The organism is Acidovorax sp. FW305-C-20-28 (genome assembly GCF_058783375.1).
On sequence record NZ_JBYSYM010000047.1, the window covers coordinates 16,172 to 38,305 of the forward strand.

At 67.7% G+C, this 22,134-nt stretch carries 24 protein-coding genes; 3 read left to right on the forward strand and 21 right to left on the reverse strand.

Translation table 11 applies throughout. The annotated features are described in order from the left end of the window. Nucleotides 1–28: 28 nt before the first annotated feature. On the reverse strand, nt 29–1,015 hold the full coding sequence (locus tag AC3WOH_RS31940) for a Bug family tripartite tricarboxylate transporter substrate binding protein (protein ID WP_492233361.1): 987 nt from the start codon (nt 1,013–1,015) through the stop codon (nt 29–31). Nucleotides 1,016–1,087: 72 nt separating this feature from the next. Here AC3WOH_RS31940 and AC3WOH_RS31945 point away from each other — a divergent pair, with 72 nt between their 5' ends. Beyond that, nucleotides 1,088–2,011, forward strand: a complete 924-nt coding sequence (locus AC3WOH_RS31945) for a LysR family transcriptional regulator (RefSeq protein ID WP_492233362.1) — start codon at nt 1,088–1,090, stop codon at nt 2,009–2,011. A 159-nt stretch (nt 2,012–2,170) separates the two neighbouring features. On the opposite strand, the gene AC3WOH_RS31950 is transcribed toward AC3WOH_RS31945, so the two are convergent. The 6 genes from AC3WOH_RS31950 to AC3WOH_RS31975 all read right to left on the reverse strand — a co-directional run bounded on the left by AC3WOH_RS31950 (nt 2,171) and on the right by AC3WOH_RS31975 (nt 6,041). Next, nucleotides 2,171–3,043, reverse strand: coding sequence for an EamA family transporter (locus AC3WOH_RS31950; protein WP_492233382.1), 873 nt, complete (start codon nt 3,041–3,043; stop codon nt 2,171–2,173). A gap of 140 nt (nt 3,044–3,183) precedes the next feature. Further along, nucleotides 3,184–3,975, reverse strand: a complete 792-nt coding sequence (locus tag AC3WOH_RS31955) for a helix-turn-helix transcriptional regulator (protein WP_492233363.1) — start codon at nt 3,973–3,975, stop codon at nt 3,184–3,186. 16 nt (nt 3,976–3,991) lie between these two features. Continuing rightward, complete coding sequence (locus tag AC3WOH_RS31960; protein ID WP_492233364.1) at nt 3,992–4,807, reverse strand: acetoacetate decarboxylase family protein; 816 nt, start codon at nt 4,805–4,807, stop codon at nt 3,992–3,994. A 33-nt stretch (nt 4,808–4,840) separates the two neighbouring features. Then, the gene (locus AC3WOH_RS31965; protein WP_492233365.1) at nt 4,841–5,080 is read right to left on the reverse strand and encodes a hypothetical protein; all 240 of its coding nucleotides are present in this window, start codon (nt 5,078–5,080) and stop codon (nt 4,841–4,843) included. Beyond that, on the reverse strand, nt 5,077–5,523 hold the full coding sequence (locus AC3WOH_RS31970) for a VOC family protein (RefSeq protein WP_492233366.1): 447 nt from the start codon (nt 5,521–5,523) through the stop codon (nt 5,077–5,079). Before AC3WOH_RS31970 ends, AC3WOH_RS31965 begins: the two co-directional genes overlap by 4 nt. Then, on the reverse strand, nt 5,520–6,041 hold the full coding sequence (locus tag AC3WOH_RS31975) for a helix-turn-helix domain-containing protein (RefSeq protein ID WP_492233367.1): 522 nt from the start codon (nt 6,039–6,041) through the stop codon (nt 5,520–5,522). Before AC3WOH_RS31975 ends, AC3WOH_RS31970 begins: the two co-directional genes overlap by 4 nt. Nucleotides 6,042–6,152: 111 nt before the next feature. On the opposite strand from AC3WOH_RS31975, the gene AC3WOH_RS31980 reads away from it, so the two are divergent. Further along, nucleotides 6,153–6,857: a class I SAM-dependent methyltransferase gene (locus AC3WOH_RS31980; protein WP_492233368.1), complete on the forward strand. Its 705-nt coding sequence runs from the start codon at nt 6,153–6,155 to the stop codon at nt 6,855–6,857. A 3-nt stretch (nt 6,858–6,860) separates the two neighbouring features. Here the strand turns inward: AC3WOH_RS31980 and AC3WOH_RS31985 are convergent, their stop codons facing one another. The 10 genes from AC3WOH_RS31985 to AC3WOH_RS32030 form a co-directional block, all read right to left on the reverse strand. Then, nucleotides 6,861–7,346 carry a GFA family protein gene (locus tag AC3WOH_RS31985; protein WP_492233369.1) on the reverse strand — a complete coding sequence of 162 codons (486 nt, stop codon included), beginning with the start codon at nt 7,344–7,346 and terminating at the stop codon, nt 6,861–6,863. A 139-nt stretch (nt 7,347–7,485) separates the two neighbouring features. Then, the gene (gene ntrC / locus AC3WOH_RS31990; RefSeq protein WP_492233370.1) at nt 7,486–9,114 is read right to left on the reverse strand and encodes a nitrogen regulation protein NR(I); all 1,629 of its coding nucleotides are present in this window, start codon (nt 9,112–9,114) and stop codon (nt 7,486–7,488) included. Nucleotides 9,115–9,157: 43 nt separating this feature from the next. Next, nucleotides 9,158–10,180, reverse strand: a complete 1,023-nt coding sequence (gene glnL, locus AC3WOH_RS31995; RefSeq protein ID WP_184862492.1) for a nitrogen regulation protein NR(II) — start codon at nt 10,178–10,180, stop codon at nt 9,158–9,160. A gap of 81 nt (nt 10,181–10,261) precedes the next feature. Then, nucleotides 10,262–10,774: a hypothetical protein gene (locus AC3WOH_RS32000; protein ID WP_492233371.1), complete on the reverse strand. Its 513-nt coding sequence runs from the start codon at nt 10,772–10,774 to the stop codon at nt 10,262–10,264. Nucleotides 10,775–11,046: 272 nt separating this feature from the next. Further along, a complete protein-coding gene (gene glnA / locus AC3WOH_RS32005) occupies nt 11,047–12,462 on the reverse strand; it encodes a type I glutamate--ammonia ligase (RefSeq protein WP_184862116.1) in 1,416 nt (471 codons plus the stop codon). A 173-nt stretch (nt 12,463–12,635) separates the two neighbouring features. Beyond that, nucleotides 12,636–13,463 carry a competence/damage-inducible protein A gene (locus tag AC3WOH_RS32010; RefSeq protein WP_492233372.1) on the reverse strand — a complete coding sequence of 276 codons (828 nt, stop codon included), beginning with the start codon at nt 13,461–13,463 and terminating at the stop codon, nt 12,636–12,638. After that, complete coding sequence (locus AC3WOH_RS32015; RefSeq protein WP_492233373.1) at nt 13,460–14,392, reverse strand: EI24 domain-containing protein; 933 nt, start codon at nt 14,390–14,392, stop codon at nt 13,460–13,462. The genes AC3WOH_RS32010 and AC3WOH_RS32015 overlap by 4 nt, the downstream gene beginning before the upstream one ends. Nucleotides 14,393–14,607: 215 nt before the next feature. Next, nucleotides 14,608–15,102: an aminoacyl-tRNA deacylase gene (locus tag AC3WOH_RS32020; protein ID WP_492233374.1), complete on the reverse strand. Its 495-nt coding sequence runs from the start codon at nt 15,100–15,102 to the stop codon at nt 14,608–14,610. Nucleotides 15,103–15,183: 81 nt separating this feature from the next. After that, nucleotides 15,184–16,092 (reverse strand): aromatic amino acid DMT transporter YddG, encoded by a 909-nt coding sequence (gene yddG, locus AC3WOH_RS32025; RefSeq protein WP_492233375.1) that lies wholly within the window; start codon nt 16,090–16,092, stop codon nt 15,184–15,186. Nucleotides 16,093–16,169: 77 nt separating this feature from the next. After that, nucleotides 16,170–17,186: a bile acid:sodium symporter family protein gene (locus tag AC3WOH_RS32030; RefSeq protein WP_492233376.1), complete on the reverse strand. Its 1,017-nt coding sequence runs from the start codon at nt 17,184–17,186 to the stop codon at nt 16,170–16,172. A gap of 106 nt (nt 17,187–17,292) precedes the next feature. Here AC3WOH_RS32030 and AC3WOH_RS32035 point away from each other — a divergent pair, with 106 nt between their 5' ends. Further along, a complete protein-coding gene (locus AC3WOH_RS32035; protein ID WP_492233377.1) occupies nt 17,293–18,192 on the forward strand; it encodes a LysR family transcriptional regulator in 900 nt (299 codons plus the stop codon). Here the strand turns inward: AC3WOH_RS32035 and AC3WOH_RS32040 are convergent. The 4 genes from AC3WOH_RS32040 to AC3WOH_RS32055 form a co-directional block, all read right to left on the reverse strand. Next, a complete protein-coding gene (locus AC3WOH_RS32040; RefSeq protein ID WP_492233378.1) occupies nt 18,189–19,187 on the reverse strand; it encodes a sterol desaturase family protein in 999 nt (332 codons plus the stop codon). The genes AC3WOH_RS32035 and AC3WOH_RS32040 overlap by 4 nt on opposite strands. A 42-nt stretch (nt 19,188–19,229) precedes the next feature. After that, nucleotides 19,230–20,036 (reverse strand): polysaccharide deacetylase family protein, encoded by an 807-nt coding sequence (locus AC3WOH_RS32045; RefSeq protein WP_492233379.1) that lies wholly within the window; start codon nt 20,034–20,036, stop codon nt 19,230–19,232. Nucleotides 20,037–20,043: 7 nt separating this feature from the next. Continuing rightward, complete coding sequence (locus tag AC3WOH_RS32050; protein WP_492233380.1) at nt 20,044–21,042, reverse strand: YncE family protein; 999 nt, start codon at nt 21,040–21,042, stop codon at nt 20,044–20,046. Nucleotides 21,043–21,199: 157 nt separating this feature from the next. Then, nucleotides 21,200–21,952, reverse strand: a complete 753-nt coding sequence (locus AC3WOH_RS32055) for a pseudouridine synthase (RefSeq protein WP_492233381.1) — start codon at nt 21,950–21,952, stop codon at nt 21,200–21,202. Nucleotides 21,953–22,134 lie beyond the last annotated feature (182 nt).

The window sequence follows — 22,134 nt, forward strand, 5'->3', positions numbered from 1 at the left end:
TCCTTGTTCATTGCGTTCAATGCCTTCATTACTCTGCCGTGATGCCCTGGGCCTTGATCAGGTCGGACCAGCGCTTGGCGTCGGCCGCAACCAGCTTCTTGAAGGCATCGGGCGTGCTGTGGGCGGGCGTCATGCCTTGGGTCTCGAAGGCCTTGGCCACGGCGGGCTGGGCCAGCAGGTCGCGTAGCTCCGTGTTCAGCCGCTCGACATAGGCACGCGGCGTACCAGCCGGTGCAAACACGCCGTACCACATGTCCACATTCAGGTCGCCCACCTTCAGGCTGTTCAGCGAAGGCACCTCGGGCAGCAGCGGGTGGGGCGTGTCGGAGCTGATGGCCAGCGCCTTGAGCTTGCCTGCCTTCACATGCTGCAGGGCCACGTGGATGGGCAGGAACATGGCGTCGATCTGGCCGCCCAGCAGGTCGGTCACCGCGGGTGCCGTGCCGCGGTAGCTGATGTGCGTGAGCGAGACCTTGGCGCGGTTCTTGAGCAGCTCCATGGCCAGGTGGTGCGGCGTGCCGGCACCGGGCGAGCCGTAGTTGAGCGCGCCGGGCTTGGCCTTGGCGCGCTCGATCAGCTCCTTGAGCGACTGGACCTTCGAGGCCTCGCTGGCCACCAGCAGCAGCTGGCCCCAGCTGGTCTGGGCCACGGGCTGCAGGTCGGTCAGCGGGTTGAAGCCCTGCTTGGGGTACAGCGCCATGTTCATCACCAGCGTGTTCACGCTGACCAGCAAGGTGGTGCCATCGGCCGGCGCACGCACCACTTCCTGTGTGCCGATGATGCCCGAGGCCCCGGCCTTGTTGTCGACAAAGAAGGGGCGCTTGAGCCGCTCGGACAGCGGCACCGAGATCTGGCGCGCGATCAGATCGATCCCCGTGCCGGGCGTGAAGGGCACGACCAGGCGCACGGGCGTATCCGCACCGCTGCCCTGCGCACGGACCAAGGGGGCGACCACCGTGGCCAGGGCGCCGAGCACCAGGCGCCGGCGGGTCGCCATCGGGGATGAAAAGGCCATGTCGTTTGTCTCCTTGGAAGTTGGACCACAACTACAACGACAGTCTTGATGTGAATCAAACGGAAATTTCTGATGAATTCGTCAACAAAGCTGATGAATGTGAGCAGCCGCCAGCTGCATGCCTTCCTGGAGGTGACTCGGCTGCAGAGCTTTGCCAAGGCGGCCGAGCAGGTGCACCTGTCGCCCTCGGGCATGAGCATGCTGGTCAAGGAGCTGGAGGAACAGATGGACGCCCGCCTGTTCGATCGCACCACGCGCTCGCTGACGCTGACCGATGCGGGCCGGCGGCTGCAGCCCGTGGCTGAGCGCATCGTGGGCGAACTGCGCACGCTGGGCTCCGTGCTCGACGGCAGCGAGGCGGCCGTGCGCTCGCGCCTGCGGGTGGCGGCCACGCCCATGATCTCGGCCAGCCTGCTGCCCGACGTGGTGCGCGGCTTCGCCGACACCCACCCCGGGGTGCAGGTGCATCTGGCCGACGTGGAGGTGGGCACCGTGCGCCAGGAGGTTCTGGAAGGCGAGGCCGACATCGGCTTCGGTTTTTTCGTCAAGCCCGCCGTGGGCCTGTCGCGCCAGCCGCTGTGCAAGTTCCGGCTCATGCGCATCAGCCCGCCCGGTGCCGGCACCAGCGGCCTCACCGAGAGCCTGCCGTGGAGCAGCCTGGCCGGCCTGCCCCTGGTGAGCCTGCCCTCGGGCAACCCGATCCAGGTGGTGATCGAAAAGCAGCTCTCGCGCCTGGGCCGCACGCACGAAGAGCGCCCGCGCATGAACCTTCTGGGCACCATCATCGGCATGGTGCGCGCCGGCCGGGGGCATGCCGTCATCCCCTCCTTCGCCATGGAGGAGTGCCTGCGCCAGGGCCTGGGCGTGGCCATGCTGCGCGAGCCCGTGGCGCACCTGGACCTGTACCTGGTGTCGCGCCGCGGCACCCAGCCCAAGCCCGCAGCGCTGGCGTTCGCTGCAGCGCTCAAACGCGCCGCAGCGCGTTTGCCAGGCTAGTGTGCTGTCCCGCAAATAGGTGGTACACATAAAACCGATGGATTTCGCGCCATGGCAAGGCGCAAACCGCAGCGATAGCCGGTGCTATCGCGAGGATTTGCAACGCAGCCATGGCGTGAAAGACGCGGTTTTAGTACCACTTATTTGCGGGACAGCACACTAACGCCGCAACGACGCCAGCAGTGCCGCCAGCAGGATCAACGAGCCCCCGAGCACCGTACGCGCCTCCAGCTGCGAGGCCGACAGCAGCACCGAGGACACGCTGGCGAACACCACCTCGGAGAGCATGACCACCGCCGTGGTGCCCGCCTTCAGGCGCGAAGCGCCGAACTGCAGCGCCCAGTTGCCCAGCATCAGCACGCCCGAGAGCAGCAACGCCGTGACGGCCCAGGTGGCGTTGAAGGCCGGGAAGGCCTCCACCACGCCGAACTGCAGGCCGACAACGCCCGCCAGCAGCGCCATGAGCATGCAGCCGCCGAACATGGCGAACATGCGCGCCTGGCCCGGCACGGCATGCAGGCGGCGCACGGTGACGTTGACCAGCGCGAACATGAAGCCGCCCATCAGCGCCAGCCCGTCGGCCATGGACAGGTTCTGCAGCAGGCGCGCGGGCGAGGTGCCCTCGGGCAGCAGTACCAGCACCACGCCCGCGAACGCCAGGGTCAGCCGCGCGATGGCCATGGGCGTGGGCCGCTCGCCCAGGATGCGCCAGGCCAGCAGCACCGCCCAGGCGGGCATGAGGTAGAACAGCAAAATCACGCGCACCACGTCGCCCACCGTCACGGCCCAGTTGAAGGCCACGTTGTTGAACCCCGAGGCCAGCGCCAGCAGCCACAGCCCCGGGTGCTCACGCACCTGCGCGAGGATGCCCGGCCGCAGCGCCAGCAGGCCCAGCAGCACCAGGGCGTACATCGTGGCCGTGGCCCACAGCGGGTGCAGGCCCGCCCCGTGCATCACCCGGAACGGCCACCAGGCCAGGCCCCACACCAAGGCATTGAACAACAGGGCAAAGACGGGCAGCGGCGATTGCATGAAGAGAAAGGAGGCGCCCGCGCGCAGTGCGGGCGCGGGCATCGGTCAACAAAGGGGGGCGTGGCGCAAAAGTCCGACAACCGGCAAGGCCAAGGCCCTGCCGCCGGGCGATTGTGCCTGCCCTGCGGCGGCCGCGCTGGTCAGCCGCGAACAGCAGCCTGCAGCAGGTCCCCCGGCGTGTACCCGAAGGAGCGGCGGAACCAGCGCGTGAAGTGCGCCTGGTCGGCAAAGCCGCACTCCACCGCGACCGATGCCGCCGGCTCGCCCGCCAGCAGCATCTGCCGCGCCCGGTGCAGGCGCACCGCCCGCAGGTACTCCCCCGGCGCCATGCCCACCCATTGCGTGAGCACACGGTGAACGCGCTCCCGGCTCACGCCGCAGTGGCGCGCCAGGCCGGCCACCGATGCCTCACCGCTTGCCACGGCGGCCTGCACCCGCCCGATCAGCGCACGCGCTGCCACACTCGGTAGCGGCGGCTCCACGGCAGGTGGCCTGGCACGCAGGCTGCGGCGCAACGCCGGTACCACGCGCCGCAACCAGGCCTGCACCTCGGCCGTGTCGGCCAGGCTGCGCGCGCGCTCGGCCAACCGGGGCATGTGCACCAGGCCACTGCGCGCGGGAGCCTCCAAGCCCTCGTGCAGCAGCCATGCGGTGGGCACATAGAGCATGGTCACCAGCACGCTCCCGCGGTACTGCGGCGCACTCAATGCCCCCGTGTGAACCACGCCGGGCGCAATGGCGACCACATCGCCCGTGCGCGCCACGAAAGGGCGCCCGGCCACACTGCAATGGCATTCGCCGCGCACGATGGCGCCAAACGACCACTCCTCGTGCCAGTGCGGCACCCACTCCTGCCCGTGCTGCTGGTGGCGCACCTGCTCCAGGTCGAACACGCGCAAGCGCTGCACCTCCGAGCGCAGATGGGTCGCCACGGCGGCAGGCGGCTGTTCAGGCATCGACCGCCCCCGACACGGTGATGCCCACCCAGCCCGCGCTGGCCTCCTGCGCCACCAGGCCCTCCAGCAGGCCGATGTCCTCGGCAGGATGCGGCGTGAGCTGCAGTGTGGCTGTGGCGGCATGCCACCCGCTGCCCACACGCTCTCCGATGGCAGGCTTCACCAGCGCCAGGGCCGGCAACTGCGCGGGCTGCCGCAGGTCTGGCCAGCCCACGGCGCCGATGGTGGGCGTGCCCAGAAAGCCCAGCGCCCGCCCGGGCTGACCCGTCAGCGTGGCCTGTGCCTCAAGCACGCGGCGGTCCTTCACCGCCAGGCTCGCGCCCAGCCGGCTGCCGGCGCGCAGCGGGGCGGCTGCAGGGTGGTCCAAGGGCAGGCTGCGCGTGAGCCAGGTGCTGCCGATTTTCTTGGGCCAGCCCTGGAGCAGCCCGCGCACCAGGGAGATGTCCTGGTCCACCCAGATCGCCGGGCAGTACATGGCGCGGCTGCCATCGGGCCGCTCCACCTCCAGCACCACGATGGTCTCGCGGTACTGCGCCAGCACCGGGTCCAGCAGTTCATTGCCGTGCGGGGTGCAGGCCTGCCAGTCGGCAAAGTGCACACAGCCCGAACCCAGCGGCCGGCCTGCCGCCGGCGGCACCAGCGGTGCCGCACGCCCGGCATCGAACTGGAAGGCCACATTGAGCAGCCAGCCCGCATAGTGCCAGGGCGGCGGCGGCACCAGGGCCGAGCGGCCCGTGGTGGTGAACGGTGCGGTGAAGGCCTGGTGCGGCCAGGCGGGACGGTGCGGAGTGCAGGATGAAGAGTTCATGCCCGCCATGGTGCCCAGGGCCTGCACCTGCGGCTAGAACGGATGTGAACGGGGCACGGATGCACCACCCCGTCGGGCCAGGTAGGGCTGTACGAACAGATAGAGCCCCGTCAGCAGCAGAGCGGCCAGGGGAGCCAGCGGCGCGTAGGTGATCCAGGCAGGTGGCGCGCCCCGTCCCAGGCCCATGGCCGCGAAATTGGCCAGTACGGTCAGCGTGAACACGATGGACACCCAGCGGTGGCTGCGCCGCAGCCAGAGCCCCGGGCCGCTCACCGTACACCCTCCTGGGCCCGCTGGATGATCTTCCAGCCGTTGCCCGCGGGGTCGCGGAAGCCCGCGTCCACATTGCCATAGCGGTCCACGGGCTCCTGGGTGAACTCGACGCCGCGCTCGCGCAGTTGCGCACAGGTGGCGCGGCAGTCCGCCACATGCCAGACCAGCGGTGGCATGGCACCCTTGGCCACCATGGCGCGCAGGGTCTGCGCCGTGGCCTCATCGTGCATGGGCGCCCCCGGCGTGAACAGGCCGAGCTGGAACGAGGGCTGCGCCGGGTCCTGCACCGTGAGCCAGCGGTAGCTGCCGTTGCGCACATCGGTGTGCACGCGAAAGCCGAGCTGCTCCACGTAGAAGGCCAGCGCAGCGTCCTGGTCGTCCACATACACGCCCACCACACCAATGCCCTGGGTGGGCGGGTTCATCAAGGTCGTCATCGTCATCGTTCGATCTCCTGGGTTGTCGAAGACCGGTTTGTACCGTCCGCCGCGCGCCGGCGCTTCTCCAAAACTGCGATCGTGAGGTCCGGCCGTTCCGCGGCCTTGAGAACACAGGCCGGCACGCTGGCCAGCGGCCCGGCCTCGGCCCGCGCCTCGCGCCGCAGCACGCTGGGGCTCTTGCCGGTGATGTCGCGAAAGATGCGACCGAAGGTGCCCAGGCTCTCCCAGCCCGTGGCGAACGCGATGTCGGTGATGGGCAGGTCGGTGTCGCGCAGCAGGGTCGAGGCCTGTTCGATGCGCCGTGTGAGCAGGTAGCGGTGTGGCGGCACGCCGAAGGCCTGCTTGAACGAGCGCGCGAAATGCGCCTCGGACACCCCGCTCACCTCGGCCAGCCGGGCCACCGGCCAGGCCTCGTGCGATGCGGCGTCCATGCGGTCCTTGGAGCGCAGCAGGCGCCGCAGCAGGGCCGGATCCTGCAGGGTGGCAGCAGGAGAGATGTCGGGCGTGGCAGGGGGCTTCATGCGTCCTCGGGTCAACAGCCCCATTGTCGACGACCCCAGGGGCTTGAAACGCGCGAGTTGCAGTGGCTCCGCCACATATGAAACAATAAAAGTTACTTAATGAGGGCCAGCATGTCCACCTCCTCCACCCATGACAACCCGAACGCCCCGTTTGCCGATCCCCAGGCCGTGGCGTCCTACCCCGACCGCACCCGCCGCCTTGTGCCCGGCTGGGACGATCTGCAAAAAATGGCCGGTGTGCTGCTGGCCGAGCGTGCGCCGCCCGAGGCCAGGGTGCTGGTGGTCGGCGCAGGCGGCGGCGCCGAACTGGGTGTCTTCGCACAGGCGCAGCCCGATTGGCGCTTCGTGGGCGTGGACCCGTCCGAGCCCATGCTGCAGCTGGCGCAGGCCACGCTCGGGCCGCTGGCTGCGCGCGTGGACTTCCACCAGGGCTATGTGCACACGGCACCTGCAGGGCCCTTCGATGCGGCCACCTGCCTGCTCACCCTGCATTTCGTTCCATTGGACGAACGGCTCGCCACCCTGAAGGCCATCCGCCAACGCCTCGCGCCCGGAGCGCCCCTGGTCACGGCCCACCTGAGTTTTCCACTGGCACCGCCAAAGGAGCGCGCACAGTGGCTGGCACGCTATGCGGCGTTCGCCGTGGCCTCGGGTGTGGATGCAGAGGCAGCCCAGCGCGCCGCCACGGCCATCGACACCGCCCTGCCCCTGCTCGGCCCGGACGAGGAAGAAGCACTGCTGGCGCAGGCCGGCTTTGACGGCATCCGCCTGTTCTATGCGGGCCTGGCGTTTCGGGGATGGGTGGCGCAGGCCTGACGGCTACGCCTTCAACCCATGCCGCGCGTGCCACTCGGCCAGGGATTCATCGGGAAACGCCTGGTAGTGCCGGTGGCCTCGGCCCTTGGGTACGTCCACCCAGTTCGCAACGAATTCCAGCATGCCTTCGACGACTTCCGGCGGCTTGGGCAAAAGCGTGTCGATGGCCGAGGCATGGGGATGGACCAGCTCGGGCCAGCGCGGATCCCACAGCCACAGCGCGCTGCCACATTGCAGGCAGAACTTGCGCTCGGCCTTGGAGCGCCTGGCGCGCTGGCCCTCTTCGCGCATCACCGCATGGTAGGTGCCCAGGTGCTTCGCGCCCCGGACCTTGAGCGTGCGCGCATCGCCGCCCAGGTTGATGGCATAGCCGCCGCCCCCTGCCGTCTTGCGGCAGATGGAGCAGTGGCAGTGCATGAAGGGCACAGGGCTGTCGGCTTCGAGCGAGAAGCGGACGGCGCGGCAGTGGCAGGAGCCTTCGAGGTGCATGGGGCGTCCTCAGCGTGGGGGAAGGAAACTGCAGGCTACACAGGCTGCTGCGCGCCGCCTGTAGGAATGCCACGCAACAACAAAAAAGCCCCGGGCACAGGCCCGGGGCTTGCGGTTCGCGGCCGATGCGATGGCCCGCTCAGCCTTCGTCGGGTGCGTCCAGGCCCAGTTCCTGGATCTTGCGTGTGATGGTGTTGCGACCGATGCCCAGGCGCTGCGCGGCCTCCATGCGGCGGCCATGGGTAGCCACCAGGGCCGTGCGGATCAGGCGCGACTCGAAGCGGCGCGTGAGCGCGTCCCAGACCTCGGGCTGGCCACCGGACAGCAGTTTCTGCGCCTCGGCTTCCAGCGCCTGCTCCCAGCTCAGCACGGGGCTGCTGGCCTGGGTAGCCGGCGCAGCCATGGTGTCTGCCGCCCAGGCGGCCGCGGGAGCTGCCGCAACGAACTGCGGCGCCGAAGGGGCCACGGCATGCAGGCCACCCACCATTTCGGGCGCGGGTGCAATGGCTGCCACGGGCATGGCAATCACCGGCTGCGGTGCCACCGCATGGCCTTCGGCCACGGCGGCGCGCGCAGGCGCCTGGAACACCGGGGCTTCCAGCACCTCGGGCGGCAGGTCCTGCAGCGAGATCACCTGGGCCGGGGCCATCACAGTGAGCCAGTGGCAAATGTTCTCGAGCTGGCGCACGTTGCCCGGAAAGGCGAACTGCTCCAGCCGCACCAGGGCTGCGTCGGCAATGCGCTTGGGCTCCACGCCGAGCTGTCGCGCGCTTTGCTGCAGGAAGTGGCGCGTGAGCATGGGCACGTCTTCATGGCGCTCGCGCAGCGCGGGCAGGCGCAGGCGGATGACGTTCAGGCGGTGGAACAAGTCCTCGCGGAAACCGCCTTCCTTGACGCGCTTTTCCAGGTCCTGGTGGGTGGCGGCAATCACGCGCACATGGGCTTTCACCGCCGCATGGCCGCCTACGCGGTAGAACTGGCCGTCCGACAGCACGCGCAACAGGCGCGTCTGCAAATCGAACGGCATGTCGCCGATTTCGTCGAGGAACAGCGTGCCGCCCTCGGCCTGCTCGAAGCGGCCGCGACGCTGCGTCTGCGCCCCCGTGAAGGCGCCGCGCTCGTGGCCGAAGAGTTCGGATTCGAGCAGGTCCTTGGGGATGGCAGCGGTGTTGATGGCCACGAAGGGGCCGTCCGCGCAGGGCGAGTGCTTGTGCAGCGCCCGTGCCACGAGCTCCTTGCCCGAGCCCGACTCGCCCGTGATCAGCACCGTCACCTGGCTCTGGCTGAGCCGGCCGATGGCGCGGAACACGTCCTGCATGGCCGGGGCCTGGCCCAGCATCTCGGGCGTCTCGGTCTGGCGCTCTTCGGTCACTTCCTCGCGCTGGCTTTCTTCCACGGCGCGGCGGATCAGCTCCACCGCCTTGGGCAGGTCGAAAGGCTTGGGCAGGTATTCGAAGGCCCCGCGCTGGAAGGCCGATACGGCACTGTCCAGATCGGAGTACGCCGTCATGATGATGACGGGCAGGCCGGGCTGCAGTTCGCGGACTTTTTCGAGCAGTTGCAGGCCCGAACCTCCGGGCATGCGGATGTCGCTCACCAGGACCTGGGGGGCCTGGCGGGCCGGGTCGCCTGCGGTGATGTCGGCCAGTGCATCGAGCACTTCGCGCGGATGGGTGAAGCTGCGCGTGGGCAGGTTCTCGCGGGCCAGCGCCTTTTCCAGGACGAAGCGGATCGAGGGGTCGTCATCTACTATCCAGATCGGCTTCATATGTGTTGCTTACCTTCCCTGTGGTTGCGTGTCGTCAGGGACCTCAGGGCAAGGGGATCAGGATGCGGAAGTCGGTGCGACCCGGTACGCTGTCGCATTCGATCAATCCATGGTGCCGTTGTACGAAGGTTTGCGCCAACGTGAGCCCCAGCCCCGATCCGCCGTCCCGACCCGACACCAGAGGGTAAAAAATACGCTCCTTGATGGCATCGGGTACGCCCGGTCCGTTGTCGATGACATGCAATTCCAGTGCCAGCCGATAGCGCTGGCGACCAAAGGTTACTTGTCGGGCCACGCGCGTGCGCAGGGTGATCACGGCATCGCCTGCGGCCACGCGTTCGGACAGGGCTTGCGCCGCGTTCTGGACCACGTTGAGCAGTGCCTGGATGAGCTGCGCACGGTCACCGCGGAACTCGGGGATGGAGGTGTCGTAATCGCGCTGCACGCGCAGGCCATGCGGGTACTCGACCAGCACCAGCGAGCGCACGCGCTCGCACACCTCGTGGATGTTCACGTCGCCTACCAAATGCGGGTGGCGGTGCGGGGCCAGCAGCCGGTCCACCAGGCTCTGCAGGCGGTCGGCCTCGTGGATGATCACCTGGGTGTACTCGGTGAGCTCGCGGCTCTCGAGCTCCATCTCGAGCAGCTGCGCGGCACCGCGGATGCCGCCCAGCGGGTTCTTGATCTCGTGGGCCAGGTTGCGGATGAGTTCCTTGTTGGCCTGGGCTTGGTCGAGCAGGCGCTCCTCGCGGTCCTGGCGGGCCTGCTGCTCCAGGGGCCACAGCTCCACCAGGATCTCACCGGCCTGCTCGGCCGCCGCCACGTTGACATGCACGGGCACGGGCTCCTGGTGCAGGCGCTTCAAGCTGGCCTCGTAGCGCAGTGCCGCAAAGTCTTGCACACGGGCACCGGCCAGGGCCGTCTGCAGCAGGGCCGGGTCGGTGAAGAAGCCGGAGAAATCCCCGCCCTCCAGCGTGCGGCGCGACAGGCCCAGGGTGTTTTCCAGGGCCGCGTTGGCAAACAGCACCGCGCCATCGATGCGCAGCACCGCCACCAGCGTGGACATCAGGTCCAGCGAATGGAAGCGCTCGGTTTCGGACGGGTTGGAGGTGTCGGGGGGTGTGCTCACACGCAGGGTCGATCGGGCTCAGTTGGCGGGAGCAACGCGGCCCAGTTCGCGCTTGATGCCGGCGATGTCGCTCTCGCTGCGGGCCACGCTGGCCTTGAGTTCGGCCGTGCGTTCCATGTAGCGCTGCGGGTTGCGCAGATCGAGCGCATTGCGCTCGGGCGCACCACCGTTGTATTCCTTGACCAGTTCGGCATGGCGGGCCTCGGCCTTGCGCAGCTCGGACTCGAGGATGGCGCGCGCATCGGCATCGCGGGCCTTCTGGTCGTTGGTGTTCACGCGCGGCGCGTTCGGTGGCGATGCCGAGGGCGCGCTGCCCCCGGCAGGCGCCGCGGCACCGCCCGCCGCGGCGGCAGGGCGCGAGCCCTGCACCACAGTGACGTTGCCGCCTTCGACCAGCTTGCAGCCGCGCTCCTTGGCCTGGGTGGTGTTGTTCGTGTACTCGTTGCCACAGCGGTAGATGCGGTCCTGCGCCCAGCCGGCAACCGGGGCCAGGGCGGCAAGCAACAACAGGGTGGTGACAGTCTTCTTCATGGAAATTCCTCGCGCAGCAGCTTATGCAGGGGATAGCCAGAGAGTATCCCCCAATCACCCCGCATCGCCAATTGCGCAAGTACCGCGGCCATGGGGGTTTCCAACCGGGCCAGGGCGCCGGCGGCGGGCCTGGGGCAAGGCTGCAGGCACAGCGCCCCAGTTCTACAGAGGCACCGCAGCCACGGTTGGTTCCGCAGCCGGTGTTGTGCCGGCGCCATGAAAAAAGGCGGCTTGCGCCGCCTTTTGGGGGTGTAACCGCCTGGAAGGGCCGATTACAGCGAGTAGTACATGTCGAACTCGACAGGGTGGGGAGCCATGCGGAAGCGCGTGACTTCGCCCATCTTCAGCTCGATGTAGGCGTCGAGCATGGAGTCGGTGAACACGCCGCCCTTGGTCAGGAAGCTGCGGTCCTTGTCCAGGTACTCCAGGGCCTGGTCCAGGCTGTGGCAGACGGTGGGCACCAGCTTGTCTTCTTCTGGAGGCAGGTGGTACAGATCCTTCGTGGCGGCTTCGCCGGGATGGATCTTGTTTTCCACACCGTCCAGACCGGCCATCATCAGGGCCGAGAAGGCCAGGTAGGGGTTGGCCGATGGATCGGGGAAGCGTGCTTCGATGCGGCGGCCCTTGGGGTTGGCAACGTAAGGGATGCGGATCGAGGCCGAGCGGTTGCGGGCCGAGTAGGCCAGCTTCACTGGGGCTTCGAAGCCGGGCACCAGGCGCTTGTACGAGTTCGTGCCGGGGTTGGTGATGGCGTTCAGGGCACGGGCGTGCTTGATGATGCCGCCGATGTAGTACAGCGCGAAGTCCGACAGGCCGGCGTAGCCGTCGCCTGCGAACAGGTTCTTGCCGTCCTTCCAGATGGACTGGTGCACGTGCATGCCGGAACCGTTGTCGCCAGCGTAGGGCTTGGGCATGAAGGTGGCGGTCTTGCCGTAGGCGTTGGCCACGTTCCAGACCACGTACTTCAGGACCTGGGTCCAGTCGGCGCGCTCGACCAGCGTGCTGAACTTGGTACCGATTTCGTTCTGGCCAGCGCCCGCCACTTCGTGGTGGAACACTTCAACCGGGATGCCCAGGGATTCGAGGATCAGGGACATCTCGGCGCGCATGTCTTGCGTGCTGTCGACGGGAGGCACGGGGAAGTAGCCGCCCTTGACGGTGGGACGGTGGCCACGGTTGCCGCCTTCGAGCTTGGCGCCCGAATTCCATGGGGCTTCGTACTCTTCGATCTCGCTGAACACGCGGCCGGGTTCGTTGGACCAGCGCACGCCGTCGAAGATGAAGAATTCTGGCTCTGGGCCGAAGAAGGCGGTGTCGCCCAGGCCAGAGGCCTTGAGGTAGGCTTCGGCGCGCTTGGCGATGGAGCGGGGATCGCGGTCGTAGGCCTTGCCGTCACCGGGTTCGATCACATCGCACTGCAGGAACAGCGTGGTTTCTTCGAAGAAGGGGTCGATGTTGGCGGTGCTGGGGTCGGGCATGAGTTGCATGTCCGAGGCTTCGATGCCCTTCCAGCCAGCCACCGACGAACCGTCAAATGCGTGGCCTGACGTGAACTTGTCTTCGTCGAAGTGCGAAACCGGCACGGTCACGTGCTGTTCCTTGCCTCGGGTGTCGGTAAAACGGAAGTCAACGAACTTGACTTCGTTTTCCTTCACCATCTTCATCACGTCTGCAACGGTCTTGGCCATCAGGTTCTCCTGGGTAAAGCGCTTGTTGAAAAAAGAATTTGCCGAAATAAAAGCAGTTTGCGTGCCAGCGGGGTGCAACTACCGCACTATCGCGGAGCAGCAGCCCGGTCCGGACTTCTTCGGTGGCGCTTGAGTGCACAATATTGGTGCATTGCAATCACCCCCATTGCACATCACAGGTTGCGCACCATTTCGGGGCCGAGTTCTGCACCAAATTCGTGCAGACCCTTTTTGAGGTCCGTCCATGCCGCGGGAAGCGCCTGCGCCGGGCCTTTGACGCCCAGCTCGATATGCCGCCCGTATTGTGGATGATCCACGCTGGGCAAACTGAACACCCGAACACCTTGGTGCGATTTTTCGATCTGCTCCATGAGCGGGGTGAGTGCGGCCTCCATGGCGCCGAAGACCACCACCGAATGCTCGGTCTGGGGCGTGCGGTTGAAATGATCGGCATACAGGGTGTCCAGCACCCATTCGATCATGGGCCAGGCCATCACCGGAAAGCCGGGCACGAAATGCACCGCCCCGCCCTGCCCGCCCGGGCTCGCGCAGCTGAAGCCGGGGATCTTGTTGTAGGGGTTGGGAATGGTCTCTGCGCCGACCGGGAACATGCCCATGTTGAGCCGGTGCACGTTGTCGTGGCGCTCGGGCTCGTAGGGCAGGCCCTGCTCGCGCGCCACATCCTGCATGCGCTCGCGGATCAGGCGCTCGGCCTCGGGGTGCAGCGCCAGGTCCACGCCCAGCGCACGCGCCGCGCACTGGCGCGTATGGTCGTCCGGCGTGGCGCCGATGCCGCCGCACGAGAACACCACGTCGCCCGAGGCGAAAGCGCGCTGCAAGGTGGCCGTGATGCGTGCCGGGTCGTCCCCCACGTAGTCGGCATAGGACAGGGACAGGCCGCGCGCGGCGAGCAGCTCGATGGCCTTGGGCATGTGCTTGTCGGCACGCTTGCCCGAGAGGATTTCGTCGCCGACGATGATGAGGCCGAAGGTGGGGGTCATGGGGTGCGGGGATCGGTAGGAAGGGCTCCGGGGGCCGCAAGGCTGGCCGCAGGCGGTGCGATGTCTTCAATAGCAGGCGCGGGGGCCAGCGTGTCGAGCGGCAGGCGAGAAGGCACGGGCATGGTGGCCCGCACATCGTCTTCGCGCAGCTCTTGCAGGGCCGCCAGGCAGAAATGCGTGAACCACAGCGACGAGAAAGCGAACACCAGCATGTAGATCCAGATGGCCAGCGGCACCAGGACCGCGAAGGCCGCCACGAACAGCACGCCCGAGGCCCAGACGATGCTGGGCGCTGCGCCCAGGTAACCGGTGATGATGCCGATGCCCAGCAGGCTGGCGCGGTGGCGCTCGAACAGGCGCTTGCGCTCCTCCTTGCTGGCATGCTCGGCCAGCGCATCGAAAGCCATCACGCGGTAGGTGAGCCAGCCCCAGATCAGCGGCGGCAGCACCAGCACCAGGGGCGGCACCAGCCACAGCGGCACCGACACGGCCAGCGCCACCAGCGCCATGGCCGTGGAGCCCACGGACCAGGCCAGGCTGGCAAAGAAAGAGCCGCCTTTCTTGCGCACCAGTTCGGGAAAGCGCCGCTCGGCCACCAGCGTGACCAGGGCCGGCGTCATGAGCACGGCCACGAGCAGCAGCGAGACCACCACCAGCACCGGCGTCGCCGTGAGGATGACCATCATGGGCGCCAGCACCCCGACCACCCGGCCCAGGCCCCAGCCTTCGAGCCAGCTCCAGAAATTCTTGAGCATGGGCGAGCTCTCCAGGAGTGAGTGCATGCTCTGCACCGCCGCATCCCAGTAGAAGTAGCCCAGCCCGAAGGCCAGCGCCGCCATCAGCAGCAAAGGCAGCAGCGACAAGGCGATGACGCGCGGGCGCATGCAGTACGCGGCGGCGCGCCAGAAGGAGTCCAGCAGTAATCCCATGCGCGCGAGCATACCGCGAGCCCCGGCTTCTGCCGATGACATCCTTGCGGCGCTAGTGTGCTGTCCCGCAAATAGGTGGTACAAATAAAACCGATGGATTTCGCGCCATGGCAAGGCGCAAACCGCAGCGATAGCCGGTGCTATCGCGAGGATTTGCAACGCAGCCATGGCGTGAAAGACGCGGTTTTAGTACCACTTATTTGTGGGACAGCACACTAGGGGCCCTTCACCGCCGCATCGGCAGGCTTGGCGAAATCCCCGAGCACGGCCCCTGCAATGGCCGAAAAGGCCTGGCCCGCCACCTCCAGCGTGCTGCTGCGTTCACCCGAGCCGCAGAACACGGCCGGCAACGCGGGCACCAGGCGGTCCACCAGCACCCGCACCCCGTCCTGCTGCACGAACGGGCCCACCCCGCCGGCCTGCATGCCCAGGCGCTCGCGCAGCAACTCCTCGCCCAAGGGGGTGAGCTTGGCGCGGGAGGTGCCCACGGCCCGTGCGACGGCGCCGTAATCCACCGCGTCGGTGGCGCACAAGGCCACCAGCACGATGCCACCGTCGCCGGCCTGGAAGGCCAGGGTCTTGACCATCTGCTGCACCGGAAATCCGAGCGCCATGAACTGCTGTGTGGTGTGCGCCTCGGCGTGTTCATGCAGCCGATAGGCCACCTGGGCCTGCGCCAGAAGGGTGGCCGAGACAGGGGCGAGGGGCATGGCGGCGGGCTCCTTTCCTTTTCGGGCCTGCCATTCAGGCCCTTCGAGGCCGGAGCATAGCGGCCCCTGCCGTGGCCGGCATCACGCAGCCGCCGCCTTTGGCCTGGCACCCCGGGTGGCCAGCCAGCACACGATGGAGCCGGCGCACACCATGCAGGCGCCCTGCCAGAACGACCAGGGCAGCGGCGTGCGCAGCAGCAGCCCCGCCAGCGCGGCCGACAGCACCGGCGTGAAGTACGAGGCACCGGCCAGGATGGTCATGTTGCCGTGCAGGATGCCCACGTTCCACGCGGCATAGCCAAAGCCCATGGCGGCTGCCGCCATCGCCAGGTACAGGGCGGCCTGCAGGCTCCACTGCATAGCCCCCTCGTCGGCGAAGAAGAGGTACTTCACCCACAGCGCCAGGGCCGTGAGCATGAAGAACAGCGTGACACCGTTCTTGCCACCCGCGATGCGGGCGGTGACGGCGCAGTATGCCGCCCAGATCAGCGCGCCTGCAAACGCCAGGCCGTAGCTCAGGGGGTTGAGCTGCACGTTCTGCACCATGCCCGGCAGGTCCAGACCTTTCTCGCCGCCCAGCACCCAGGCGATGCCCAGCAGGCACAGGATAAAGCCTGGGACGATGAGCGCGTTGGCACGCTGGCGGTTGAAGACGATGGCGGCCAGCAGGGTGAAGCTGGGCCACAGGTAGTTGACCATGCCGACCTCGATGGCCTGGCGCGCATTGCTCGCATAGCCGATGGACAGCGACAGGCACAGCTCATAGGACACGAAGAGCAAACTGCCCCAGGCGAGGTAGCGGCGCGGGAACTCCCACACCCGGCCCAGGCCTACCGTGGCCAGCAGCAGCACCGAAGCCAGCGAATACATCAGCGCCGCGCCGCCCACCGGGCCCAGGTGTTCGCTCAGGCCACGGATCGATCCCACCACCGCGCCCCACAAAAGGACGGCGACCAGGCCGATGCCCGTCGCACTGTTCTTGCTCATCATGCTGCTGCCACCCACCCCACAAAGGAAAACGCCACGCACAGGCGTGGCGCCCGACCTTACCACCTGCGAAGCAGGGCTCAGGCCTTGGACTGCGCCGCCGAGGTGGCAGGCACGGCAGGCGTGTTGGCCGCGGCCTCGCGCCGCGCATAGCGCTGCGCCAGCACGCCGCACACCATGAGCTGCATCTGGTGGAACAGCATCAGCGGCAGCACGATGGCGCCCGCCACATTGGCAGCGAACAGCACGTTGGCCATGGGCACGCCGCTGACCAGGCTCTTCTTAGAGCCGCAAAACACGATGGTGATCTCGTCCTCCTTGGAAAAGCCCAGGCGCCGCGCGCTCCAGGTGGTGAGCGTGAGCACCAGCGCCAGCAGCACGGCGCACACGGCCAGCAGGCCGGCCAGCGCCGTGGGGGGCACCTGGGACCACAGCCCATCGATGACGGCATGGCTGAAGGCGGCATACACCACGAGCAGGATGGAACCCTGGTCCACCACCTTCATGACGGCCGCGCGCTGCTGCAAAAAGCCGCTGATCCAGGGGCGCAGCAGGTGGCCGATGGCAAAGGGCAGCAGCAGCTGCACGCCGATGCGGCCCATGGCGGCCAGCGGATCACCCATGGCGGCGTTCTGCGACATCAGCAGGCCCACGAGCAGCGGCGTGAAGGCCACGCCCAGCAGGGTGGACGCCGAGGCGCTGCACACGGCCGCAGGGATGTTGCCGCGCGCCATGGAGACAAAGGCAATGGCCGACTGCACCGTGGCCGGCAGCGCGCACAGGTAGAGGATGCCGGTGTACAGGTCGCGCGTGACCAGCGGCTCCAGCACGGGCCGCAGCGCCCAGCCCAGCAGCGGGAACAGCACGAAGGTGCTGGCCACCACCACCAGGTGCAGGCGCCAGTGGCCGATGCCGGCCAGGATGGACTGGCGCGAGAGCTTGGCGCCGTGCAGGAAGAACAGCAGGCTCACGGCCGCCGTGGTGGCCACTTCAAGCACTTTGGCGAAAGCCCCGGACGCCGGCAGCAGGCTGGCCGTGATGACCGTGGCGACGAGGTAGAGCGTGAAATTGTCGGGAAGCAGGCGGGAGCGGGCCATGGGTGCAGGGGCGTGAACGCCCATTGAAAAACGGTACCTACCGATTGGACCGTGTTTGCCGACCAAAGAGAAATGGATTGATTTGATGAATTTATAATTTCTCCGCATGAATCCCAGTTTGCGCCAGTTGCGCGTCTTCCAGGCCGTGGCCCTGCACAGCAGCTTCACCCGCGCTGGCGACCAGGTCGGCCTGACCCAGCCCGCCGTGAGCCGCTGCGTGACCGAACTGGAGCAGCACCTGGGCATCAAGCTGCTGGACCGCACCACGCGCGAGGTGGTGTTGACCGAGGCGGGCCGCAGCCTGGCCGTGCGCCTGCAGCGCGTACTGGAAGATCTGGACACCATGCTGCTGGACGTGCGCGGCCTGGCCACGCAGCGCCAGGGCCGCGTGCGCGTGGCCAGCAGCCCCACCCTGTCGGCCAACTTGCTGCCCGAGTGCATCGCCCGCTGCCGCCAGGAACACCCGGGGCTGGAGCTGCTGCTGCTGGACCGCATGCAGCACGATGCGCTGGCCAGCGTGCTCTCGGGCGAGGTGGACTTCGGCGTGGTGATCGAGCCCGAGCCGGGGCGCAGCGACGAACTGCATGCCGAGCCCATCCTCTCCGAGCCCTTTTGCCTGGTCTGCCCGCCCACGCACCGGCTGGCACGCCAGCGCAGCGTGCGCTGGGCCGCGCTGCACGGTGAGCCGCTGGTGCTGCTGGACCATGCCTCGGGCAGCCGCCGGCTGATCGACGATGCGCTGCGCGGGCATGGCGTGCAGGCGCCCGTGGCGCAGGAGGTCGGCCATGTGACCACCATCTTTCGCATGCTCGATGCCGGCCTGGGGATTTCGGTCGTGCCCACGCTGGCGCTGCCGCCGGCGGGGCTGCAAGGCCTGGAGGTGCGACCGCTCACACCGCGCGTGGAGCGCGCCATCGTGCTGGTGCGCCGGGCCAACCGTGCGCTGGCACCCGTGGCCGAAGTGGCCTGGGGCCTGGTGCGCAGCGTTGCTTCTCAGCGGAGCTAGGCTTTTCCGATCAAGCGCAGCACCCCGCGCCACTGTTGCGACCAGAAGCCGCGGCCATAGTCGCGCACACGGCCATCGGGCCCGGGCTCGACCTGGTCGCGCACCCCCGTAGGGTCGTAGCGCTGCTCGAAGTTGGCGGTGCGCATGAGCATGTCCCACCAGGGCAGCAGCACGCCGAAGTTGTGCCCACCCAGCACCACGCGCGGGGCCTTCTCGCCCGCGGCGGCGGGCTTGACGGTCTCATGCCCGATGCCAATGCTGTGGTGCAGACGGTGAAAGCGCGGACTCACCCACAGGCGCTCGCCCACGCGGCCGAACCACAGGCGCACATTGGCATGCTGGAAGCTCTCGCTGAGCTGTGTGATGGCGACGATGGCCACGAACTGCCCCGGCGCCACGCCGATGAGCTGGGCCACGACCACCAGGATGGTGTCGCGCAGCATGTCGTCCAGCAGGTGGTTGCGGTTGTCGCTCCACATGGTCATCTGCTGCTGCGCATGGTGCAGCGAGTGCAGTTTCCACCACCACTCGAAATGGTGCTGGCCACGGTGAATCCAGTAGTCCACGAAGTCGAACACCACCAGGTACAGCAACAGGCTGACCCAGGCCACGTCGGTCACACCGGGCCAGAGGCCGTCGAGGTGGAAGGTGCTCATGCCCGACATGCGTGCCGCGCCGAACAGCGCATCCATCAACGGGTCGATGGCAAAGAACAGGCCCACGCGGAACAGGCCCAGGCGGTGCAGCAGGGTGTAGAGGATGTCGGTGCGGATGGTGGCGCGGTTAGTCACCGGCTCCACCGGGCGCCAGCGCTGGATGGGACCGATGATGGCGATGATCACCACCAGCTGCAACAGGCCCACCAGCAGCCAGCCGGTGGCGTCATAGCCGTCCTCGAGCAGGTTGCCCAGGCCGCCCGCGAACATCAGCGGCTGCACCACCGTCTCGAACAGCCACTGCTGCGCTCCGTCGAATACCGCGCTCAACCACTCCATTGCCTTAGCCGCTCCTGTTGCTGTCGCCGTATGTGCCGTGCATCAGCGCACGGTCTTTGTAGCGTAGTCCGGGTGCTCGCGCAGTGTCCTGAAGCAAAAACCACGCTCTTTCAACCCCACGATCAGGGGCTCCAGCACGGCGGGCGCCCAGGGGTCCGTGCGCGACCAGATGCCCAGGTGCGCCAGCAGGATGTCGCCGGCCCGGATGTCGCGCAGCGCCTTGCGCAGCAACGCCTCGTTGCTGGCCTGCGCGGTGGACAGCTCGTCCCCCAGAAAGCCCGCCGGCGACCAGCCCACATGCGTGTAGCCGCAGGCCTTGGCGCTGGCGATCAGCTGGGGCGAGGTCTTGCCCCCCGGGGCGCGGAACAGCGCCATCGGCTTCTGCCCGGTGATGGCCTGCAGGCGGTCCGCAGCCTTGGTGATCTCGGCGCAGTATTCGGCCGCGGTCATCGTGAAATCCTGCCCCGCGCGCGGGCCGGCCGAAGGCCGCACCTTGAACGAAGGGTTGGCGGCGCTGCCCAGGTCGGCACGCCAGTAGGTGTGGTCCCAGGTGTGGGAGGCGAAGGCATGGCCTTCGGCAGCCCGGGCGCGCCACCAGGGCGCCCAGTGCTCACCCAGGCTGCCATCGCCCTCTTTCGTGCGCTCCTGCGCAGCGAAAAAGGTCACCTGCACGTTCTGGCGCTTGAGCACGGCGGCCATCAGCGGGGCCACTTCCATGTGGCCTGTGTCCAGTGTCAGGTAGACGGGCTTGGCGCAGCGGCTGTCGCCGGTCTGTTGTGCCTGGCCGGCAGGCACCCCTGCCAGCAGGGCCAGGGGCAGCAATAGGGCCCGCAGGCGCCTGGGGCTCATGCAGTGGCTACCGCGGAGCGTGCTGCAGCGTCCATACACCGTGCGGGGACTTGCCCACCGGCACCTGGCGCACGACCTTCTTGGCCTCGGTGTCCACCACCGAGAGCTTGCGCGCCCAGCGCGAGCTCACGTAGATCCAGCGGCCATCGGCCGAGACCTCCATGCAGTCGGGCCCGCCGGGCACGGGGTAGCTGTCCACCACGGCCATGCTGGCCATGTCGATCTTGCTGACCGAATTGGCGACGCGGTTGCTCACGTACAGGTGCTTGCCGTCACCCGCCGCGCGGAAGGCGTGCGCGCCGTTGCCGGTCTTGATCTTGCGGACACTGCGCGGCTCCCGGCCCGAGACATCGAAGACCTCGACGCTGTCGCCGCCCGTGAGGCCCACGAACACATGCTTGTCGTCGGGGGTGCCGTAGACGTCGGCCGGCATGGGGCCGGTCTTCATGCGCCACTTGACCACCTGGGTGGCAATGTCGATGGCCACCAGCTCGTCACTGTCCTGCATGGACACATAGACCGTGGTGCTGCGGCTGTCGATCCACATGTGGCTCGGGGTGCGTGCGGTGTTCACGCGCGCCACCAGCGTGGGCTCCTTGCCGTCCCAGCGGTAGAAATCCACGTGGTTGAGCCGGTTGGCCGCCGTGATCAGCCACTTCATGTCGGGCGTGAAGCGCAGGTGGTAGGGGTCGACGATGCCGCGCACCGTGCGCTGCACCTGCGCTGTGCGCGGGTCCAGGAAGGTCAGCGTATCACCCAGCGCATTGGCCACGATGAGCGAACGCTCATCGGGCGTGAGGTACAGGTGGTGCGGCTCCTTGCCGGTGGGGATGCGCGAGGTCTCCGTCCAGGTCAGCGGGTCGATCACGCTGACGTTGGCCTCCAGCGAATTGAGCACAAAAATCGGAGGCGGCGCCGTCTGTGCGCTGGCTGCCGCACTGGCGCCCCACAGCAGGGCCACAGCGGCCAGGGCGGCGCGTGCGCGCACGGGAAAAGAGATCTTCACAAACAACCAAGCACTTTCAAGACAGTTTGCAAGTGTAGCGCCGGGAGTCCGGCATCCATGCCGCAAGGCGTAACATCTGCACAGGGAGCAGCCCTGGATCAAGGAAGTTCCGTATTTTTCACGGATTTCCCGACCTGCGGACCGTGTTGCGCACCATTCAGAGCGGCGAGGCCACCAGCACCTCCAGGTCCTGCGCACTGAGCCAGCGCCATTGGCCGGGAGCCAGATCCTGCGGCAAGGGCATGCTGCCGATCTGCGAGCGGTGCAACCCCTCCACGCGGTTGCCCACGGCAGCCAGCATGCGCTTGACCTGGTGGTATTTGCCCTCGGTCAGCGTCAGGTCCAGGCGGTGCGTGTCCACCTGCACGCAGGCCGCGGCACGCACGGGCTTGGGATCGTCATCGAGCACCACGCCGGCCAGCAGCTTCTGGACCTGGGCCTCGTCCACAGGGTGCTTGGTCGTCACCTGGTAGACCTTGGGCACATGCTTCTTGGGCGAACTCATGCGGTGGATGAACTGGCCATCGTCGCTGAGCAGCAGCATGCCTGTGGTGTCCTGGTCGAGCCGGCCCACGGCCTGGATGCCCTGCACGGCCGTCTTGCTCGGGCGCTGGCGCAGCGGTGCCGGCAGCAGGGTGTAGATGCTCGGGTAGGTCGATGGCTTTTGCGAGCACTCGGTGCCCGCCGGCTTGTGCAGCAGCACATAGGCCTTTTCCTGGTACGGCCAGTCCACCCCCTGCACACGCAGGTGCAAGCCCTCGGGATCGAAGTCGGCCGCCGCCTCGGTGCAGGGCAGGTAGTCACCATGCACCCCATTGGTGCTCACGGCCACCCACCCCTGCTGCACCAAACCGGCGCACACGCGCCGCGTACCGAAGCCCTGGGAATACAGAATGTCTTGCAGCTGCATGGTGATCGAAGGGAGGAGAAAGATGGTGGACGAAGAAGCAAAAACGCAAGCCTGGCTGGCCCGCAACCGGGGCCTGGCCCCGGCGACCCGCAGGCTTTGCATTCCCCCAAAGCAAACGCCCCCAATACCAAATGGTACTGGGGGCGGTTGGGGCTGTAAGAGCCTGACGATGACCTACTTTC